20 protein-coding genes are annotated in these 18,984 nt (G+C 45.6%); 11 read left to right on the forward strand and 9 right to left on the reverse strand.

Annotated features, from left to right (window positions below; genetic code table 11):
- Window positions 1-50: 50 nt before the first annotated feature.
- Entirely contained in the window at window positions 51-812 is a 762-nt protein-coding gene (locus OKC24_RS00215; RefSeq protein WP_005007982.1) for a ferredoxin--NADP reductase, read from the forward strand.
- A 69-nt stretch (window positions 813-881) separates the two neighbouring features.
- On the opposite strand, the gene OKC24_RS00220 is transcribed toward OKC24_RS00215, so the two are convergent.
- Window positions 882-1,304: a hypothetical protein gene (locus tag OKC24_RS00220; RefSeq protein WP_265464577.1), complete on the reverse strand. Its 423-nt coding sequence runs from the start codon at window positions 1,302-1,304 to the stop codon at window positions 882-884.
- Between the two features lie 209 nt (window positions 1,305-1,513).
- Between OKC24_RS00220 and eat the strand changes: the two genes are divergently transcribed.
- From eat to OKC24_RS00255, 7 genes are all read left to right on the forward strand, one after another.
- Window positions 1,514-2,953, forward strand: coding sequence for an ethanolamine permease (gene eat, locus OKC24_RS00225; protein WP_265464471.1), 1,440 nt, complete (start codon window positions 1,514-1,516; stop codon window positions 2,951-2,953).
- A 38-nt stretch (window positions 2,954-2,991) separates the two neighbouring features.
- Complete coding sequence (locus OKC24_RS00230) at window positions 2,992-4,395, forward strand: ethanolamine ammonia-lyase subunit EutB (RefSeq protein ID WP_265464473.1); 1,404 nt, start codon at window positions 2,992-2,994, stop codon at window positions 4,393-4,395.
- Window positions 4,392-5,210: an ethanolamine ammonia-lyase subunit EutC gene (gene eutC, locus OKC24_RS00235; RefSeq protein ID WP_265464474.1), complete on the forward strand. Its 819-nt coding sequence runs from the start codon at window positions 4,392-4,394 to the stop codon at window positions 5,208-5,210. Before OKC24_RS00230 ends, eutC begins: the two co-directional genes overlap by 4 nt.
- A gap of 133 nt (window positions 5,211-5,343) precedes the next feature.
- The gene (locus OKC24_RS00240) at window positions 5,344-5,616 is read left to right on the forward strand and encodes a hypothetical protein (protein WP_130144240.1); all 273 of its coding nucleotides are present in this window, start codon (window positions 5,344-5,346) and stop codon (window positions 5,614-5,616) included.
- 238 nt (window positions 5,617-5,854) lie between these two features.
- Window positions 5,855-7,585: a mechanosensitive ion channel gene (locus tag OKC24_RS00245; protein WP_265464477.1), complete on the forward strand. Its 1,731-nt coding sequence runs from the start codon at window positions 5,855-5,857 to the stop codon at window positions 7,583-7,585.
- A gap of 67 nt (window positions 7,586-7,652) precedes the next feature.
- On the forward strand, window positions 7,653-7,826 hold the full coding sequence (locus OKC24_RS00250) for a hypothetical protein (protein WP_265464479.1): 174 nt from the start codon (window positions 7,653-7,655) through the stop codon (window positions 7,824-7,826).
- Between the two features lie 160 nt (window positions 7,827-7,986).
- The gene (locus OKC24_RS00255) at window positions 7,987-8,136 is read left to right on the forward strand and encodes a hypothetical protein (protein ID WP_265464480.1); all 150 of its coding nucleotides are present in this window, start codon (window positions 7,987-7,989) and stop codon (window positions 8,134-8,136) included.
- 173 nt (window positions 8,137-8,309) lie between these two features.
- On the opposite strand, the gene OKC24_RS00260 is transcribed toward OKC24_RS00255, so the two are convergent.
- From OKC24_RS00260 to OKC24_RS00280, 5 genes are all read right to left on the reverse strand, one after another.
- Window positions 8,310-9,509 carry a BaiN/RdsA family NAD(P)/FAD-dependent oxidoreductase gene (locus tag OKC24_RS00260; RefSeq protein ID WP_265464481.1) on the reverse strand — a complete coding sequence of 400 codons (1,200 nt, stop codon included), beginning with the start codon at window positions 9,507-9,509 and terminating at the stop codon, window positions 8,310-8,312.
- Window positions 9,510-9,598: 89 nt separating this feature from the next.
- Window positions 9,599-10,465: a 1-aminocyclopropane-1-carboxylate deaminase/D-cysteine desulfhydrase gene (locus tag OKC24_RS00265; protein WP_265464578.1), complete on the reverse strand. Its 867-nt coding sequence runs from the start codon at window positions 10,463-10,465 to the stop codon at window positions 9,599-9,601.
- A 75-nt stretch (window positions 10,466-10,540) separates the two neighbouring features.
- Window positions 10,541-11,653: an HlyD family secretion protein gene (locus OKC24_RS00270; protein WP_131276036.1), complete on the reverse strand. Its 1,113-nt coding sequence runs from the start codon at window positions 11,651-11,653 to the stop codon at window positions 10,541-10,543.
- Between the two features lie 84 nt (window positions 11,654-11,737).
- Window positions 11,738-13,390: an MFS transporter gene (locus OKC24_RS00275; RefSeq protein ID WP_265464482.1), complete on the reverse strand. Its 1,653-nt coding sequence runs from the start codon at window positions 13,388-13,390 to the stop codon at window positions 11,738-11,740.
- Between the two features lie 12 nt (window positions 13,391-13,402).
- Entirely contained in the window at window positions 13,403-13,951 is a 549-nt protein-coding gene (locus OKC24_RS00280) for a TetR/AcrR family transcriptional regulator (RefSeq protein ID WP_131276034.1), read from the reverse strand.
- Window positions 13,952-14,183: 232 nt separating this feature from the next.
- On the opposite strand from OKC24_RS00280, the gene OKC24_RS00285 reads away from it, so the two are divergent.
- Window positions 14,184-14,372, forward strand: coding sequence for an NF038215 family lipoprotein (locus OKC24_RS00285; protein ID WP_131276033.1), 189 nt, complete (start codon window positions 14,184-14,186; stop codon window positions 14,370-14,372).
- A 222-nt stretch (window positions 14,373-14,594) separates the two neighbouring features.
- Here the strand turns inward: OKC24_RS00285 and OKC24_RS00290 are convergent, their stop codons facing one another.
- Complete coding sequence (locus tag OKC24_RS00290) at window positions 14,595-15,050, reverse strand: DIP1984 family protein (protein WP_005008019.1); 456 nt, start codon at window positions 15,048-15,050, stop codon at window positions 14,595-14,597.
- 171 nt (window positions 15,051-15,221) lie between these two features.
- On the opposite strand from OKC24_RS00290, the gene OKC24_RS00295 reads away from it, so the two are divergent.
- Together OKC24_RS00295 and OKC24_RS20095 are read left to right on the forward strand one after the other, a co-directional pair.
- Window positions 15,222-15,845, forward strand: coding sequence for a LysE family translocator (locus tag OKC24_RS00295; RefSeq protein ID WP_265464484.1), 624 nt, complete (start codon window positions 15,222-15,224; stop codon window positions 15,843-15,845).
- Between the two features lie 283 nt (window positions 15,846-16,128).
- Window positions 16,129-16,242, forward strand: coding sequence for a hypothetical protein (locus OKC24_RS20095; RefSeq protein WP_018572368.1), 114 nt, complete (start codon window positions 16,129-16,131; stop codon window positions 16,240-16,242).
- A 162-nt stretch (window positions 16,243-16,404) separates the two neighbouring features.
- Here OKC24_RS20095 and OKC24_RS00300 read toward each other — a convergent pair whose 3' ends face one another.
- Window positions 16,405-17,373: an MBL fold metallo-hydrolase gene (locus tag OKC24_RS00300; RefSeq protein WP_131276032.1), complete on the reverse strand. Its 969-nt coding sequence runs from the start codon at window positions 17,371-17,373 to the stop codon at window positions 16,405-16,407.
- Window positions 17,374-17,419: 46 nt separating this feature from the next.
- Window positions 17,420-18,964 (reverse strand): LA2681 family HEPN domain-containing protein, encoded by a 1,545-nt coding sequence (locus OKC24_RS00305; RefSeq protein ID WP_131276031.1) that lies wholly within the window; start codon window positions 18,962-18,964, stop codon window positions 17,420-17,422.
- Window positions 18,965-18,984 lie beyond the last annotated feature (20 nt).

Raw genomic sequence — 18,984 nt, forward strand, 5'->3', positions numbered from 1 at the left:
TTATGCCGTCATGCTAACATGAGCGCAGTCTTTCATGCCACGTTGAAATCATGTCAATTGAGAAATTTAGCTTAGAAAAAGTTCTATCTGTACATCGTTGGACCAATACTTTATTCAGCTTTACCATGACGCGGCCTGCTCATTTTAAATTCACTGCAGGCCAATTCGCACGCATTGGCTTAAAAGTGGGGGATGATTTGGTGGTGCGGGCTTATTCTGTCGTATCTTCGCCATTTGATGAAACTTTGGAATTTTTCTCAATTGTTGTTCCAGATGGAGCATTTACGTCTAATTTGCAGCATTTGCAGGTGGGGGATGAGCTGTATTTGGAAAAAATTCCGTACGGTTTTTTAACGCTGGCGCGCTACCAGCTGCCGCTGCCCCAGGATTTATGGCTGCTGGGTACAGGAACAGGCTTAGCGCCGTTTTTATCGATGCTGCAAGATTTTGAAACGTGGCAGAAATATTCAAAAATTAACTTGGTTTATAGTGTACGCACGGAAGCAGAATTGGCTTATGTGGAACGGATTAATGAAATTGCCGCGATGTTTGGCGAAGGGCATACAGGCTTTCAGTTTATTCCAATTATTACCCGTGACCCGAATGCGCCTTTGCATGACCGTTTACCCGTCTTGATCGCCAATGGCGAGCTGGAAAAAGCAGCAGGCATGGCGCTGAACCCTGCAACCAGCCATGTCATGCTCTGCGGCAACCCGCAGATGGTGGATGACACCAAAGATGCGCTGAAAGCGCGTGGCCTGACCATGAACCGCCGCGGCGAAGGCAATATTGCTGTTGAAAATTATTGGTAAGCGCTTTGCACTATAAAAAAACCTCCCAAATGGAGGTTTTTTTATTTGAGCTGTATCATACAAACAGGCTTAATGCACAAACATATCCATGTATTCACGGATTTCCTGAATGGCTGTGTCTACATCTACGGTGAGCCATGTCGGCTCAAAAAAGCCGGCATAATGATCCATGCGCTCTTGAGGCACAACTAAGCGTACTGGGCAGTCTTCTTCCAGCAAGCGCCAAGGAATAATCGGCACTTCATTATCCAAATATGCTGTGACATTGCGGATATCAATCACCATGGCATTAATGCAGTCTGGAAACGGCATGACTGAGAATTCTTCCGTCCTGCGGCGGAAAAATTCTAAATCCCCCCATTTCAGGACATAGCTGGGCTTATTGAATTCAATAATGCCAATCAGATGCTGATCGCGGGTGTAATGTAAAGCACATTGATAAGTGACGTCAGTGTCAAGATCAAGCGTTACACTTTGCTGACGGTACGCCATATAGAATGAGTGCATGAAAAATGAAGTGCATAATTATAGCCCATTTATTGCCGCAAAGGCAGACTTTCATTTTTTCATCCATCTTGCGCATGATCATATTTAAAACAACGGGATAGCGTTTTGACTAGGCTTGAACCTGACTTAAAGATCTAATTTGGTATGGCTTATGCATAGCACCGGGTGAGCAAAACTAAAAATTAGAGGTGCATATGTCAAATTCAGAAAGCGCTGCAGAGCTGCCAGCGGCGGAAACCGCTGCAGACGATTATTTTGCGCAAAGGCAATTAAAAAGCGGAGCAGTGGGCTGGCTGCTGCTGGTCGGGCTGGGTGTGGCTTATGTCATTTCAGGGGACTTTGCCGGCTGGAATTTTGGTTTAGCGCAGGGCGGATGGGGCGGCATGTTTATTGCCACCGTTGTGGTGGCCTTTATGTATTTATGCATGTGCCTTTGCATGTCGGAAATGTCGACGATGCTGCCGACAGCAGGCGGAGGCTACAGTTTTGCCCGCACAGCATTTGGCCCAATGGGCGGCTATTTGACGGGTACAGCTATTTTAATTGAATACGCCATCGCGCCCGCGGCGATTGCCTGCTTTATTGGCGCTTATTGTGAATCCTTATTTGGCATGGGCGGCTGGATGGTTTATCTGGTGTGTTATTTGGTCTTTATGGGGATTCATTTGAAAGGCGCGGGCGAAGCATTGAAAATCATGTTTGTGATTACTGCAGTGGCGGCTATTGCATTGATGGTGTTTATTTTTGCTATGCTGCCTGCATTTGACAGTGCCAATTTATTTGATATTGCAGTGAAAGCGGATGCGGCAGGCACCAGCAGTTTCTTGCCAATGGGCTATCTTGGAATTTGGGCTGCTGTGCCTTATGCCATTTGGTTTTTCTTGGCAGTTGAGGGTGTGCCTCTGGCGGCGGAAGAAGCCAAAGAACCACATAAATCTCTGCCGCGCGGCTTGATTGGCTCCATGCTGATTTTGGCATTCTTTGCGCTGAGCATTTTATTTTTAGGGCCGGGCGCAGCAGGTGCAGAGGCATTGAAAGAATCAGGCGCGCCCTTGGTTGATGCTTTAAAAGCAGTATATGGCGCCAATACGTGGCTGGCGGGTTTTGTCAATTTTGTTGGTTTGGCTGGTTTAATCGCCAGCTTCTTCTCAATTATTTATGCTTATTCGCGGCAGATTTTTGCCCTGTCCCGCGCAGGCTATTTACCCAAATCCATGTCTTTAACCAATAAAAACCACGCGCCGCATTTGGCGATTATTATCCCCGGCATTATTGGCTTTTTGATGTCTTTATCTGGAGAAGGCGACCTGCTGATCTTAATGGCGGTGTTCGGCGCGACAATTTCTTACGTACTGATGATGCTGTCTTATATTAAGCTGAAAACATCGAAAGCCAATCTGCCGCGTCCATACCAAGCGCCGGGCGGTATAGTGACGGCTTATATTGCGCTGATACTGGCTGCGATTGCTGTGGTTGCAGGCTTCGTGGTGGATCCGAAAGTCTGGTTAGCGGCCGCCGCCATTTATGCGGCCTTTATTCTGTATTTCCTGCTGTACAGCCGCAACCACTTGGTGGCCGGCACGCCGGAGGAGGAATTTGCCAATATTCAGCATGCAGAGCAAGAGTTGAAATAAGGCAAAAAAGGGCGCAATAACAGAACAAGGATAAAAAGATGCTGTATCAAATCAATGTGGTGGATCATCATTATGTTTTTCAGGATTTAAAAACCTTGATGGCCAAAGCCACGCCTGCGCGGACAGGGGATCAGCTGGCAGGCATCGCGGCGCGGGACGCCACAGAGCGGGTAGCAGCGCAAATGTGCCTAGCAGATGTGCCTTTAAAACAATTCCTGAATGAAGCGCTGATTGATTATGAGCGTGATGAAGTCACCCGCCTGATTATGGATGAGCATGATGCGGCGGCCTTTTATCCTATTGCGCATTTTACTGTAGGGGATTTTCGCAACTGGCTGCTGAGTGACGATGCCAGCACTGAAAAATTGCAGGCGCTGCAGGCCGGGCTGACGCCTGAAATGGCCGCTGCAGTCAGTAAAATCATGCGCAATCAGGATTTGATTTTGGTGGCGAAGAAATGCCGCGTAGTCACGCAATTCCGCAATACGATAGGCCTGGAAGGCCACTTATCGACGCGCCTGCAGCCCAATCATCCGACCGATGATGTGCTGGGTATTTCCGCCAGTATTTTAGACGGCCTGATGTACGGCAATGGCGATGCGGTGATTGGCATTAACCCCGCCACCGACAATCTGCAGAATTTAACTGAGCTGCTGAAACTGCTGGATTACATTATCCATGAATATGAGATTCCAACGCAGTCCTGCGTGCTGACGCATATCAGTTCTGGCATTCAGCTGGCGGAAAAAAATGTGCCGATTGATTTGATGTTCCAGTCGGTTGCGGGTTCGCAGGATGCCAACAGCGCTTTCGGCATCAGCCTTGCTATGCTGCAGGAAGGCTATGATGCCGCCTTAAGCCTGAAGCGCGGAACAGTGGGGCAGAATGTGATGTATTTTGAAACGGGGCAAGGCAGCGCGCTGTCGAGCAATGCGCATCATGGGGTAGACCAGCAAACGATGGAAGCCCGCGCTTATGCGGTTGCCCGCAAATATCAGCCGCTCTTGGTGAATACCGTGGTGGGCTTTATTGGGCCTGAATATTTATATAACGGCAAGCAGATTATCCGCGCAGGGCTGGAAGACCACTTTTGCGGCAAGCTGCTGGGCGTGCCGATGGGCTGTGATATTTGCTATACCAACCATGCCGATGCTGATCAGGACGATATGGATGTGCTGCTGACGCTGCTGGCCAATGCTGGGCTGAATTTTATAATGGGCATTCCCGGTTCAGACGATGTGATGCTGAATTATCAGACCACTTCATTTCATGACGCGCTGTATATCCGTCAGCTTTTAGGTTTGCAGCCTGCTCCTGAATTTGGCGCATGGCTGGAACAGCAGGGAATTTTAAAGCAGCATTCTCATCAGCTGCAGTGGCCTGCGCATGTGCCGGACAGATTTTCCCGACTGCTGATGTCTGAGCGGAGATTTAATCAATGAAATTACATCAGGATGTGCAGTTTAAAACCCAAGCGAAAAATAATGAATGGGAGCAGCTGAAGCAGTTTACCGATGCGCGCATTGCCTTGGGGCGGGCAGGCGGCAGTTTGCCGACACGGCCTGCTTTAGCGTTTCAGCTGGCGCATGCTCAGGCCAAAGATGCGGTGCTGAAAGTGCTGGATTTAGATGGCATTCAAGCGCAGCTGGCGGTATTGCAGCATGAGGTGCTGCGGATTGAAAGCTGTGCAGTGGATAAGGCCCAGTATTTGCAACGTCCTGATTGGGGGAGGAAACTGTCAGAATCCTCTCGGCAGCAGCTCAAGGATTATGTCCGGCAGCATAAAGAAGCCTATGATGTAGTGATTGTCGCAGGAGATGGCTTGTCTGCCCGAGCAATTGAAGACAATGCGCCGTATTTTATCCAGCAGTTATATGAGGCGTGCATTGCTCAGGGCTGGCGGGTCGCTCCGCTGATTTTGGCAACTGGCAGCCGTGTGGCGCTGGGAGATGAGGCTGCGCAGATTTTGCAGGCCAAAATGCTGGTCATGCTGATTGGGGAGCGCCCCGGTTTAAGCTCACCCGACAGCATGGGGATTTACTACACGTGGCAGGCGCAGTCAGGCTGCCGCAATGCTATGCGCAACTGCATTTCCAATGTACGGCCAGCAGGGCTTTCGATTCAGGTCGCGCTGCAGCGCTTAATCGCTTTAATGAAAAAGTCAGCAGAGCTTGGGCTGTCTGGCGTTCAGCTGAAAGATGAGCATGAAATGGCGGCGGCAACTGATCAGCTTCAGCGGCCGAAGCAGCTGTTTTAAATGAGCGGCTGCTTTTGGCCTGTATGATTATTTTTACAACTTTACACCAACCTGCAATGCTTCTTCACACTTCATAACATAAGGGTTTGATAGTATAAAAAAACAGCAATAGATAATAAAAGTGAGGGGAATTATGACACATGATTTTAATAAACCGCCCCATACTTCGAGTTCGGAAGAAACCACTCAGAAGAAACGCATACCTGTGTATATTTTGGTCTTAGTCGGCATTTTCTTTGTTGCGCTGATTATCTACATGTCAGCAGACATCAAGCCGAATGCAAGTGATGCGCCTCCAGGGCACCCGAACCCAGAAATGCAGTCAGCGGCACCGAATAATACCGCTTCAGGCACAGCAGGGGATAAAGCAACGGACAGCAATACCGCAACCGCTTCTAATCACTGATTCAAATTTTCAAACAATGATCTATCAACCGCAAGCTCTGGCCTAGACGCTAGAGCTTTTTTGCAAGTGATTGTGCTCTTTTGTTGTAGTTCTGCATTTCAAGGTTGAATAAAAAACACTCAAATTCTAAGGTGGATTGGAAAGTTCTAAGTATTTGAGCAGGCATTGCTATGCGCTGTGTCACATTAATACTTGTGTAAAGAAAAATAGATCAAGCAATAACAATGAGGGCGTATAAATGAATGATTATCCTGGAGGTTCAGGCCGGTTTGATGCCATGTATTACTGGGATCAATTTCATCCTATCTTAAGTGCCGTTGCAATTCTTTTTATCGGCTGGATTGTGGCTTTGCTGGTTGCCGGCGGCATTAAAAAAGTGCTGGAAAAGCTGGGCACCAATCAAAAGCTTTCCAGCGCCACGGGTCACCGTTCCAATATTGAAAACATTGTTTCGCGCATTGTCTTTTGGATCATATTGATTATTGCGGTCATTGGCGCCTTGAATGTACTGAATTTAACCAGTGTCAGCGGGCCGTTCAGCAGTATGATCCAGCAATTCCTGCTGTTTATTCCGCAGCTGCTGGCTGCTGCAGCTGTAGGCTTTATCGGCTGGATCATTGCCAACTTAGTCAGAGTCGGCTCGCAAAAATTGCTGAGCAAAACCCAGCTGGATGAAAAACTCAGTTCTGAAGCGGGTGTCAGCCCCATCAGTAAAAATATCAGTGAAATTGCCTATTGGCTGATTCTGTTGCTGTTCCTGCCGATCGTACTGTCCATCTTAGGGCTGAACGGGCTGCTGTATCCTGTGCAGAATATGGTTAATGAAGCGGTGCTGTACTTGCCGAATATCTTCATTGCAGGCGTGATTGTTTTTGTCGGCTATATTTTGGCAAAAATTGTCCGGGGGATTATTGAAGGCCTGGTCAGCAGCCTCAACCTGCAATCACAGGCGGAAAAACTAGGCCTGTTTAAAAATTCGAATTTACCGCATTTGCTTGGCTCATTCGTTTTCGCAGTTGTGATGATTACCGCACTGATTGTGGCTTTTGAAGCTTTAGGCATCGAGGCTATTTCACAGCCGGCCACCGCCATGCTGCATGAAATCATGTTTGCCATTCCAAATATTATCGCTGCCGGCTTGATTTTAATTTTGGCATATGTGGTTTCGCGCTTTGTCGCCAAGCTGGTCACAGAGGTGGTGGCTGGAACTGGCGTAGACCGCATTCCTGAAAAAGTGGATGTACAGCGCTTTTTAGGTACAACCAAACTGTCTGATGTGGTTGGCTATTTGATTGTTTTCTTTACCATGCTGTTTGCGGTGTCTGAAGCGGCCAACCGTTTGGGCTTTGAGCAAATCAGCACGCTGATTGCCATGTTCATCCAGTTTGGCGCCAATATTTTGCTGGGCGCAGTGATTTTGGTGATCGGGTTCTGGCTGGCCAATATTGTGGCCAATGTGGTGCAGCGCGGCGAATACAACAGTTCACGCTGGCTGGGCAATTTGGTTCGAGTGTTGATTATGGGCTTAGTGGTCGCCATGGGCCTGCGCGCTATGGGCATTGCAGATTCTATAGTGAACTTGGCTTTTGGCTTAACGCTGGGCGCAGTCGCGGTAGCTTTTGCCTTGGCCTTTGGTCTAGGCGGACGTGCGCCAGCGGAACGTGTGCTGACCGATTTGATTGATAAAGCCAAAAAAGAAGGCTGTCAGCCAAATCCTGTAAAAGAACAGGCGCGCGCTTGCGGATTCGGAACTTCAGCTTCATCCGCAGCGGCTCAGCCTGATCCGCTTGATGACGGCTATACCGTGCAGCATCAGGAAGCGCCGGGTGTGGTGGAAAAAGAAACGGCAACGCCGGATCAATTAGATGTTGATCCCGCGCAGCAGCCTGTCAACAATCCATTTGGCTCCAAAGGTGAAAAAGAAGAGGGGGTTGATACACATGCGCCTCCAAAAAATGACCCCGAATAACCTGTTCAATCCATAATGAATCGGCCACTCTATCTATGGCCGATTCATTCTTTTAGAGAGGTGTAAAATGCAAAAAAAGGCGCCGAATAAAGTGCTTGCCCCAATTGTGATTGCGGGAATTACGATTGGCTTTTTAGCCAGCGGGTATAAATATATTTTTGCCGCCAAAAAGCGCACTGAAATAGGGCGCAATAAACAGCAGCTGCAAAATGACGCGCCAGATCAGAAAAAAAGTGTTTGAAATTTAAACTTTATTTGGTATTTTTTGATATATGCAAAACTAAGTTTATTTCATAAAAATATAAATGAAATAGAGAAATTTAGTTTTAATAATATGGAAATGAAGCTGTGCTGTAATCAGCTCAGGCTTAGCCAATGAATGGCTTATAAGGGGAATCAAAATGCTGAATAAATTTATTGCAACTTTAAATCATCAATTATCTGTCCGCACAGGACATGAAGCAGCAGCACTGGCAAAAATGGAACAGGCGATGGGCCGTTTAGCGGCATCGAAAGGAATCTCATTGTTTAAGACTGATTATTTGGAATAATCACCTGATATTGCAATATAAGGTCCTGATGCGCAGAATTTCAAGCGTTTCAATTCTAATGAAACAGGCATAAAAAAGCGGTTGATATTGAATCAACCGCTTTTTTTTACTCAGCTTTGCCGTACTTTTTAACGGTTGCCGCTTTGAATACTGCCTGGCTAATGCGAAACAACTTAGACGTATTCAGATGCTGCATGGGCAGACGCCCAAGCCCATTGGAAATTGAATCCGCCCAAATGGCCAGTAACATCCAGTATTTCACCAATGAAGAATAGGCCTTTCTGCTTTTTGCTTTCCATGGTTTTCGATGAAACTTCGGCGGTATCGACACCGCCTAGGGTGACTTCCGCTGTACGGTAACCCTCAGTTCCTGAAGGTTTTACTTCAAAGGCCGCTAAGCGCTGGGCAATTTTTTCCAGTTTTTCATCGCTGATATTGCCAATTGCGGTATCTGCGCTGTCAGGCCAAATCAGGTTTTGCAGTTCAGTCACGACGCTTTTTGGCATGTGCTCAGTCAGCAAGGTGCGCAGCAAGACTTTGGGCTGGCTTTGTTTTTTGCTTTTAAAGAACGCCTCTAAATCTACACTCGGCAGAAAATCAATTTTAAAGCTTTGACCGACATCCCAATAGTTGGACAGCTGCAGCGAGCTTGGCCCGCTGAGGCCGCGATGCGTAAACAGCAAAGCTTCGGTAAAGCTGTTCAAATCATTGGATAAGGTTGCTTCTACCGCATTGCCGCTGAGGCGGGTGGTGATGTCTTTAAAGCTGTCTGAGAAGGTAAAGGGAACCAGACCGGCACGGGTTGGGTAAATATGGTGTCCAAATTGTTTGGCAATGTCATAGCCGATGGCAGAGCCGCCTAGGGTTGGAATAGACAAACCGCCTGATGCAATTACCACAGACTCAGCTTCAAAATAGCCCAGTGATGTGGCGATTTGAAAACCGTGGCCTTCAACCGTGTTTACAGCCTTGACTTCACAGCTGGTTTTAATATCGACCAAACCTGTTTTGTCACATTCTGCCAATAGCATCGACAGAATCTCTTTTGCACCATTTAGGGTAAACAGCTGTCCATGCTTGCGCTCTTCGTAGGCAATGCCATAGTCACAGACCATGCCAATGAAGTCCCAGTTGGTATAGCGCGAGAGGGCAGAAATGACAAAATGCGGATTATGAGAAATAAAATTTTCAGGCTCGACATACAGGTTGGTGAAGTTGCATTTGCCGCCGCCGGACATCAGAATTTTCTTGCCAACTTTGTTGGCTTTTTCAACCACCAGCACTTTGCGTTCGCGCTGCGCCGCTTTATAGGCCAGCATCAAGCCTGATGCGCCTGCACCTATTACTACAGCATCGTACAGATTTTTGGACATGAGCCAGCCTGCGGGAGAATGAAAAGAGGCGGATTATACTCTGTTTTGAACGAATTTTCAGGGAAAGCTGCGGCTTCAAACAGTGGGAATTAAGACGGCATTTTTCCCTGCAGCCCGCCGGTATGCAGAACCAGAATCCGCTGTTCGGGTTTGATTTCACCGCGCAGAATCATCTGCTGAATCCCAAACAGCATTTTGCCGGTATAAACCTGCTCCAGCGGGATGCTGTATGCAGCTTCAAACTCTTGAATAAACTGCATGATTTCTGGCGTGGTTTTGGCATAACCGCCCTGACAGAATTCATCGGTGATGCGCCAGTTGCGCCGCGCTGTCCATTGCTCCACGTCTTGCGTCAAAAAATCACCTTTCAGCGCCGAAAATCCGAGCACTTGCTGATGCGCCGCGCTGGCTTCAATTAAGCCTGCAATGGTTCCGCCAGTGCCTGCGGCACAGCAAATCAGGTCAAAATTTTCTAAATCGGCAGGGCTTAAAATTTCTGTGCAGCCTTGAATGGCAAGGGGATTGGTGCCGCCTTCAGGAATAATATAGCCGTTTGGAAATTCGGCTTGCAGCTGCGTGAGAAAACTGGCTGATTGTTTCAGCCGATACATTTCACGGCTGACAAACTGCAGCTGCATGCCAAAGCCCTGCGCGGTTTGCAGGGTCGGATTCAGCGCTTTATGCGCCAGTTCTTCGCCGCGGATAATGCCAATGCTTTGCATGCCGAAAAGATGGGCTGCATAAGCCGTAGCGGCAATATGATTGGAATAGGCGCCGCCAAAGGTCAGCACCTGTTTGAGGCCTTGCCGCTGGGCCGCTGCAAAGTTGTATTTCAGCTTAAAGAACTTATTGCCTGAAATTTGCGGATGCACTGAATCCAGCCGCTTGATGGCCAGCGTCACGCCGTGGAGATGTACGGTGTTATAAGGAATGGCTTGGGCAAGGGCGTCAAACATAGACATGTGCATTTAGGCAAACAGAATCTGCTGTAGTGTAGCGGATTCCTGTTAAAGAGCGGTATCAGTACCTTATTAATGAGCTGAGCCAGTATCGACTGAAGCCACCACCGACATGCCGGGACGCAGGCGCTCCATGCCTTGTTGATTCGGGTCAATGGCAATGCGCACAGCAATGCGCTGCACCACTTTAGTAAAGTTGCCAGTGGTATTGTCGGCTTTCAGTACGCTGAATTCCGAGCCGGCGGCTGGAGAAATCTGCTCGACTTTGCCGCTGAATTTTTGATGATTCATGGCATCGACCGTAAACCATGCATTTTGGCCAATTTGCATATTGGCAATCTGAGTTTCCTTAAAATTGGCGGTGACCCAGCGCTGCTGAGGAATCAGGTACATCAGCTGTGTGCCTGCAGACACATATTGTCCAACGCGCGGACTCACTTCACCCAGCTGCCCGTCCATCGGTGCGGTAATCAAGCTGTAGTCCTTGGTGGTCACGGCTTGATCACGCTGCGCTTGGGCATTCGTCACCTGCGCTTTTAAGCCGGTTTGCGCTACTTCCGCAGTTTTTAAGGCTTCGATTGCCACTTGAATGTTCGCTTCGGTCTGATGCACGAGGGCCAAATTGTTTTTCATATCAGCGCGCGCTTGGTCCTGTTCAGTTTTAGAGGCCGCGCCGCTGTCACCCAATTGCGCATAGCGCTGCAGCTGGGTCACAGACAGGCCATAGGCTGCCCGTGCCTGATCGGCTTTGGCTTCAGCCGCTGCAATATCGGCTTTGCGCTGCTGAATAGTTTGGCTTTGATTCGCCAAGCTGTTTTGCGCCTGCTCGACGCCAGATTCAGCCTGTGTGACTTTCTGATCGTAGGTGGTGGTGTCGATATGCATCAAGGGCTGGCCTTTTTTTACCCATTCAAAATCAGTGACCAGCACATCTTTAACATAGCCATTAATCTGTGAAGACAAAATCGTGGTTTTGCCTTTGACATAGCTGTTCTCAGTGGATTCCACGGCCGAATGAAAAGGGCCGATTTTCCAAGCCCATAAAATTAAACTGACCCCTGCCAGCAGGACAAAGAACATCATCACTAAAACCCGCTTATCGGTGGGAATCAGCTTGCTGGACGGCTGCGGAGCAGGGTTAGGCGCTGACGCTGCATTTTCTGCTGGCTTTTCGTGTTCTGACATGGGCTTCTCTAAGTTTAATTTGGGTTTAACGCTATCTGTTCATTGAGAGATTTGTTCCTGAATTTTGGATATCAGGCTGGATCTTCAGCTGGAATCTGGCCGCAGGCTTTGCTTATAGCTGCGGTAACGGTTGATGCTGATGATAAACAGGCCCCAAATCAGCAGCAGCACAGCAAAGAGCTGATTGAGGAAAATCACATCGTTATAAGCGCGGACTTGCGCTTCTTTGGTGACGGCTTGATTTAAAGTGCGCAGCGCCTGGCTGTGCTCCTGTATAGGGTCGAGCGTATATTTTTGGCTGCTTTGCGCATAGCTTTGCAGGCGCTGAGCCACTTGCGGGCTGGTGCTGGGCAGTTCTGCACTAATTTCCGCTTGATAATGCTGTGTGCGCATTTGCTGATATGTTGAAAAAAAAGAAGACCCCATTAATCCGCCAAAAGTTTGACTGGCGGAGAACAGCACAATGAAGGTGACCATATGGTTGGGGCCGCGCTGCAGTGCATTGATAATGCCGGTCAGCAGCAGTGGGCCAATAAACATGCCGCTGGCAAAGCCGACAATAAACTGGCTGCGGAAAAAATTCTCTGGACGCACGTCGCTGGTCAGGTGATGATCCAGAGCGCAGGCAATAAAAATCAAGGCCACTGCGCCCAGCAAATGCCAAACGGCTTTGTCTTTAGAAAAGGTCAGGGCGCTGAAAATAGTGCCGCTGAGAATGCCGAAAAAAATCACTAGGTAAAAGTTTACAAACTGGTCTGGCCCCATGCCCATAGTTTTTAAAAAGCTCACGGCGGCATAGCTTTGTTCTGACATCACAAAACGGATGGCAAAAGCGCCCAAAATAAAACGCACAGTCGATGAGGTACCCAGCCATCGGGTAATGATCAGCGGATTGACCCGGTAGTGTTCATAAGTCAGCCCTACAGTAATTAAAATCAGCGCGCCAATCAGCAGATAAGCCAGCCAGTCGGCATTCAGCCACCATTGAATAGGGCCTTGGGTCAATACAATGCATAAAAAGGCAAAGCCGGTTGCCAGCAGAATGAAGGTGAAAATATCTTGAAATTCGAAGACTTCTATCCGTAAGCTCCGCGGCAGTTTTAAGGAAACCACCATGGCCAGACAGCACAGCGCGAGCCCCAGTTCAAAGGTATACAGCAGCGCCCAGTCATTTACATCAACCAGATAAGGCGACATGATCCATGCCAGTGGAATGCCCAATTGCTGGAAACCCAAAGCCAAATATAAACCGCGCCCAAAATTGGCGCGGCTGAAGGCCTGCATAATGTAATACATGCCCAAAGAACTGAGCGGCGCAGCCACCAAACCGCTGACCATGCGCACAAATACCGCCATTTCAAAGGTATGCACATACAGATGCAGCACCATCACTGCAATAAAAACCACAAGGCCGATTTCGGAAAACAGCCTCAGTCCATATTGCTGCCGCGCCTTAAATAAAATCAAGTTTGAACTGACATTCGCCATGACATAGGCCGCTGGAATCCATGCGGCTTCTGACGGGGTTAAGCCATATTCACCTTGAATCAAGGGCAAATTTGCGGTGATGAAGCCATTGCTGAGGCTGCCTGAAATGGCAACAACTAAGCCAATCACAAAATATAAAATACGCTTATAAGCCGGGTGTGCAATGGCCGCAGGCGAACCTGGCAAAGTCGGCTTTTCTTCTGCTGTCCAGTCAGGAGCCGGTTCCAGCAGGCAGGGAGGTTGAGCCATGCTGCTGCCTTGCTATGGGCGGATGCCGTTAAGCAGCAGATCTACGGCGCGGGCCGCTAAGATCTCCTGATCGGAGTCTGTATAGCCCTGTAAAGCAGCCCTCAAAATTGAGGTGACCATGGAATAGTCACGCGGACTAAAATCTGAGCGGCAAACGCCATTGGCAATCGCCGTATTAATCAGCGGCTGTAAAATTTGATCGCGGCGCTGGTAAATCAGCACCATGGCCGGATCATTGCGTTCGATCACCCGCCAATATTCCATTAATGCCGTGAGGTAGGGGATATTATGAATATGGTCTTGAATCAAGCGGATAAAGCCGTCTTCATATTGGGCGTGATTGCGGGCCCGATTTTCTAAACGGTTCAGCGCCTGCTCCATCAGTGCCAGCACCAATTCACGCCGGTCTGAAAAGTTGCGGTAAAACGTTGCCCGCCCTACCTGCGCTTCATCAATAATCAGCTGCAGCGGCGCATTAATGCCGTGAGTACGGAAAATATTGATGGCTGCGGAAAGCAATTCTTCGCGGTTTTGCGCAGCGCGTTCTTGGCGTAGAGACATGCGGTTTTCTTATCGATAATCAGTTTTAGCAATAATTTAACGGACAAAAGTGTCCGATGTAAATATTGCAGATTGTGATATTTTGTAAACGCGGTTGACGGTGCATTTTAATATATTGAAATCGCAGTTTTTATTTATAAAATTTATTCAGTTTGAGAGTATCGAAAAGTGGTGTAATTTTATACAGTAATGCTATGCTGAAGGCTATAACAATAAGCATGGAGGAGATAAGATGAAAATTTTATCTGCAGCCATAATGACCTGCCTGCTGCTTAGTATGGCAGGCTGTGATGCAAAGGATGATCTGAATAAGCCCCGTACCGAAGTGCGGACGATGATTATTGGCGGCGTGCCTGCGCATGATCAGGACTACCGGATTCCGAAAGATTCTGCTGTGTCGGCTCAGCTGCATCAGCAGTGAACCTAGCGCTGTGCTGTAAAGGGTGGGCATATTGTCAGTGCATGGTAGTGCGTAGTGCAATGTAAGAAGTAAAAGATGCATGGTGCTGCGTCAGAGAAGTGAAAAATTTGAAGCAGACGCTTTACTTCTTGCAAGCGTTTGTTGAATTAAAGCCTTACAAACGCGGAAAAGGCCTTGCACTCGCCCAATATGCCCGAACTGTGATGGATGGCTATCCAAATTTTAAATTAAATCGACTTGCCAGTTTGATGCTTGAATCTCTAAATTATTTTGACGCAGCTGCTTGCTGATGTCATCTGCCTGCTTTTGAATATCAGCAACAGAAATGGTTTTAATCCAGCGGATTTCACTGGAGCTGTAGCGTCCATTTTCACGCCGTGAATTGTCAATAGCCTGCTGTAAAATTCGGTGCTGGCTGGTTAACGCATCACGCTCAATAATTAATTCTAATAGTTTTTTACCGTTGCTGGCTGCGGCTTGCGCATTGGTCGCGTGTATGCGCTGAATTAAATCATGCAGTTCACGGTTCACGGCCGATGCTTCTTGAATCAGCTGATTTGGATCTTCGCTGGGCGTATCGCCTTCCTGCACTAAAATATTGCTGTTAATACGCTGCTGCAGTGAGGCCAGTTTGGTTTGCATGTCGCTGCGCAGCAGCAGCGCTTCCGCTAATTTCATAATTGTTAGATCTTTTATTGCTTAAGCCCGATCATGCAATAGATTTATGGGCCAATCAATAAAATAACAGTGAATTATTCGGTGATTTTGTCAAAGTCCTGTGAAAAATAGGGAGATATTCAGCGGTGATGCTTGTAAAATTGCCACGGAATTTATTTTATAGGTGTTGCCGTGGAATCATTTTGGATTTTGGGTTCGATTGCATTTGCTTTGATGTTAGGTGCAATGAGCCCTGGGCCTACTTCTATTTATGTGGCGAAAAATTCAATTGCGATTTCACGCAAGCATGGCTTATTTACAGCTTTAGGCACAGGTACTGGCGCAGCCATCTTTGGTTTGCTGGCGGTATTAGGCTTGCAGGCCTTTTTATTGGCTGTGCCATCGGCGTATTTGGCATTAAAAATCTGCGGCGGGTTATATCTGCTTTGGATGGCCTACAAAATTATTAAGCATGCCAAGGAACCGATTGATGCAGATGGGGATGTAGCTGCGCAAATGACTTTGCGCCGCACCTTTATGACCGGTTTAATTACGCAGCTGTCAAATCCGAAAATTGCGATTATTTTAGCCAGTATTTTTACTGCGCTTTTACCGAAAGAGATTCCCTTCTACTTTTATTTTGTGTTGCCTGTTTTGTGTTTCTTTATTGATGCAGGCTGGTGCTCGCTGGTGGCTGTTGCGCTGTCTGCCGAAAAACCGCGTCGCGTGTATTTGAAGTTTAAGGCAGTCTTTGACCGTACTGCAGGCGCAGTGATGACGGCGCTAGGGCTGAAGCTGATTTTTGGGATGAAGTGATTTCAGTTGCCTAACCGAATTAACACATAGAGAGGAGTTTTACTTAGGTTAGACATGACCGAAGTAATAAAAACAAATGCCTCTCTTTTAGCATTTTTAGAAATTTCTGAATCATTTTGACCATCTGTATTAGAAAAATAGTGCAAATCTGTATATTGACTTTATTGTGATGAAAAATATGATTTTTTATTTAAAATATTTTATAAATTAATCACTTGGATTTGTTTCACTTTTTGTTTAATACACGCTAACATGATTGAAATTGGCATATTTAGGTGGCGGTATGAGTTTTTGGAAAAAGAAAAATAAAGCGAGTTTTGTTTATTTTATTATCACATCATATTCGTTGCTTGGCTTTGGAATTGGCTATGTGATTTGGGAATTTGTGCTGTCCTAAGTTGTACCTATGGTAAAAGCCCCTAGTGATAGGGGCTTTTTTTGTGGCTGTACTTTTGACTTGGTTTATTTGCTTGAGTGTCTTTTAGAAGGAAATTCTGTGTTACTTTACCTCTTGCGGAACAGTGTTCCTTCCTTCTAAAAGGAGGAAGTCTGTTATCAATTAATCCTTAAAATGCACAGGAATCCATTGATAGCTTTTCCCATCTGCGGAATAGATATGTCCAATAGCAGGGAATGGCAAGTGTGGCGCTGCAATGGTTTGTCCGCCTTTTGCATATTCCGCAAATTGCTTTAAGCGGGTTTGCACTGCTTTTTTCGGGTCGATATCATAATCAATAGCGGTTTCTGGCTTGTCGAATTGCACAGTGTGAGAGTGCACAATGTCACCAATAAATACCACCGTTTCGTCTTTGGTTTTCAGTTCATAGCTAAAATGTCCCGGCGTATGCCCCGCGGTATTAATGACTTTAAAGCCTTGAACTTGATCGCCCAGTTGATACGTTTTGAAGCGTTTTTTGGCTTGATAGGGCGCAATAGCCTGTTTAATTTTTTCAACAGTTCCTAAGTAGCCGGCTCGTTTTTCTTTCGGGAGTTTGTCGACTTGTTTCGGGTTTAGCCAATAGTTCGCTTCATCGTTCGAGACGTAAACCGTTGCATTTGGAAAGTTTGCAACGCCATTTTGGCTAATACCACACACATGGTCTGGGTGTAGATGCGTCAGTAAGATGGTATCGACTTGCTCTGGTTGATAGCCTGATGCTTTTAAGTTGCTTAACACTGAACCCAAATGTGTGCCAAAACAGCTCGCAGCGCCGCTATCTACCAAAACCAGTGAATGACCTGTATTCACGAGGAAGGCATTTACAGAGGTTTGTACGCCTTTGGCTTGGTCGGCAGCGTATTTCTTTAAAATTTCATGCACATCTTTTTCTGGAGTGTTTTGAAAGAGTTTAGGCGACATGAAGTTAGTGCCATCGAGCAGGGCAGTGATTTGTACATCACCTGCTTGATATTGGTAATAGCCTGAAACCTGTTTTTGTTGCGAGATTGGGGCGGGCGGGGAAAGGGCGAAGGCTGAAACACTAATGAGACTGGAGCTAATTAACGCGGAAGCAAGTAACTTATTCATTTATAAAGTTTCACAAAATTTGTTGAATTGTCTATTTTTTAGCATGTCATGGAGAACCTTTAAACTCCTTTTTATGGATTTTTATTTCAATAGAATTATTTTTATCATTTGGCATTTTCTGACGTAGATCTTCAACAATTGCAAATACTGTTGAAAATATAGATGATCTTGTTAATTGAATTAAATTTAGGAGACTATTTTCGAAGTCAGTGATTTTTACATAAGTATGTGTAGAGTCATTAGAGAGCTCAAAAGTATCTGGAACTAGAAATAAAATATGATGTTCGAGAGCATTTCGCCAAACTTTATAGAAACCAAATTGTCCATTTTTTTCATTTAGATCAAAAATAAGACTGTTAATTGCAATCAAAGCAAAATTTTCTTTGCTTTCTAGGGCAGATTTATTCTGATGCCAAAAATTATTGAACGCAGTATTTTTCTCAATTTTAAGTGAAAAATACTGACACAAGAAGATTGCTAACTTATCTAATATTGAGAAACATAGTCTGAAACAAGTTCTTAGCTTTTCAGATCTTATATTAATGATTTCTTTGTCATCAAGTTCCGAATAACAGCTTTCATAATCAAACTTAGAGCTATTTGTGAATTTAGATTCATAGAACATTACTCGCATCAAGGAAAATTCGGCTTTCAATCGGTTGAGATATTGTTCATATATAAGAATATTAGTCGGAGAAATTATACCCTCTAAAAGAGTTAAATTATCTCGTTCATTGGCAATGCATGAACAATACATTCCATGAATATTCAGAGTTAAATTTTCTTCTATACACCATTGTCGGAATTGAGTCATAGAAGAATATTCTTTAAGTGTCTCAGCTTCTTCAGAATCTAAGTCTTTAGAATCTAATTGTTCAGTTAAAAAATTGACTTGATTTTTGTAGTAAGGTTTCCAGATATTCGGAGTTAAATGTGAGTTACAAGCGAATTTATACCCTTTAATTATTTCCATAATCATTTTTGCGGTGCGATGATCTAATAGTTGATCAAATTGCTTTAAACAAGATGTTCGATTGAGCCATGCTTGTGGATAGGGCGTATTTTCTTTTATTACTAAATCATAGAGTTTTAAAGCTTCCGAAAATCGAAATTGTTGTTTGAGAACATTTGCAAGATTAATTATATTTTGTTGATATAAATCGTAATTATCTTCTTTTTTAATTAATTTATAAGCCTTCCAATATAAGTTTTTTACATCATTAAATAATTCAATATTTTTGAAATTTACGTCATCTTCTGCATAACCACAATCATTAGCTAATGCTAATTTTCCATTTGCTAAATTATAATAATAGTTAATATTAGATTGATTTTCATAATGCTCTGAGTAAGTCTCCAAAATTTGGATTCCTTTAGACACGGCATTCTTATTTCTTAACGATGTGCCTGCATCTATAAATTGTCCTGCTAAATTAAAGAATAGACGAAATACTGATTCTGATTTTTCATATTTTTCGAGTTCATTCAATATTATCTCAGAACCTAACAAAGCTTCTTCATATTGTTCAGTATCAATAGAATAAGAAATAGCATTTATAGCTTCATTGATTTTTTTTAATTCTAATCTCATTTTATTAACTTACATAAAAA

Source organism: Acinetobacter entericus (assembly GCF_026168575.1).
Taxonomy (GTDB): Bacteria; Pseudomonadota; Gammaproteobacteria; order Pseudomonadales; family Moraxellaceae; genus Acinetobacter; species Acinetobacter bouvetii.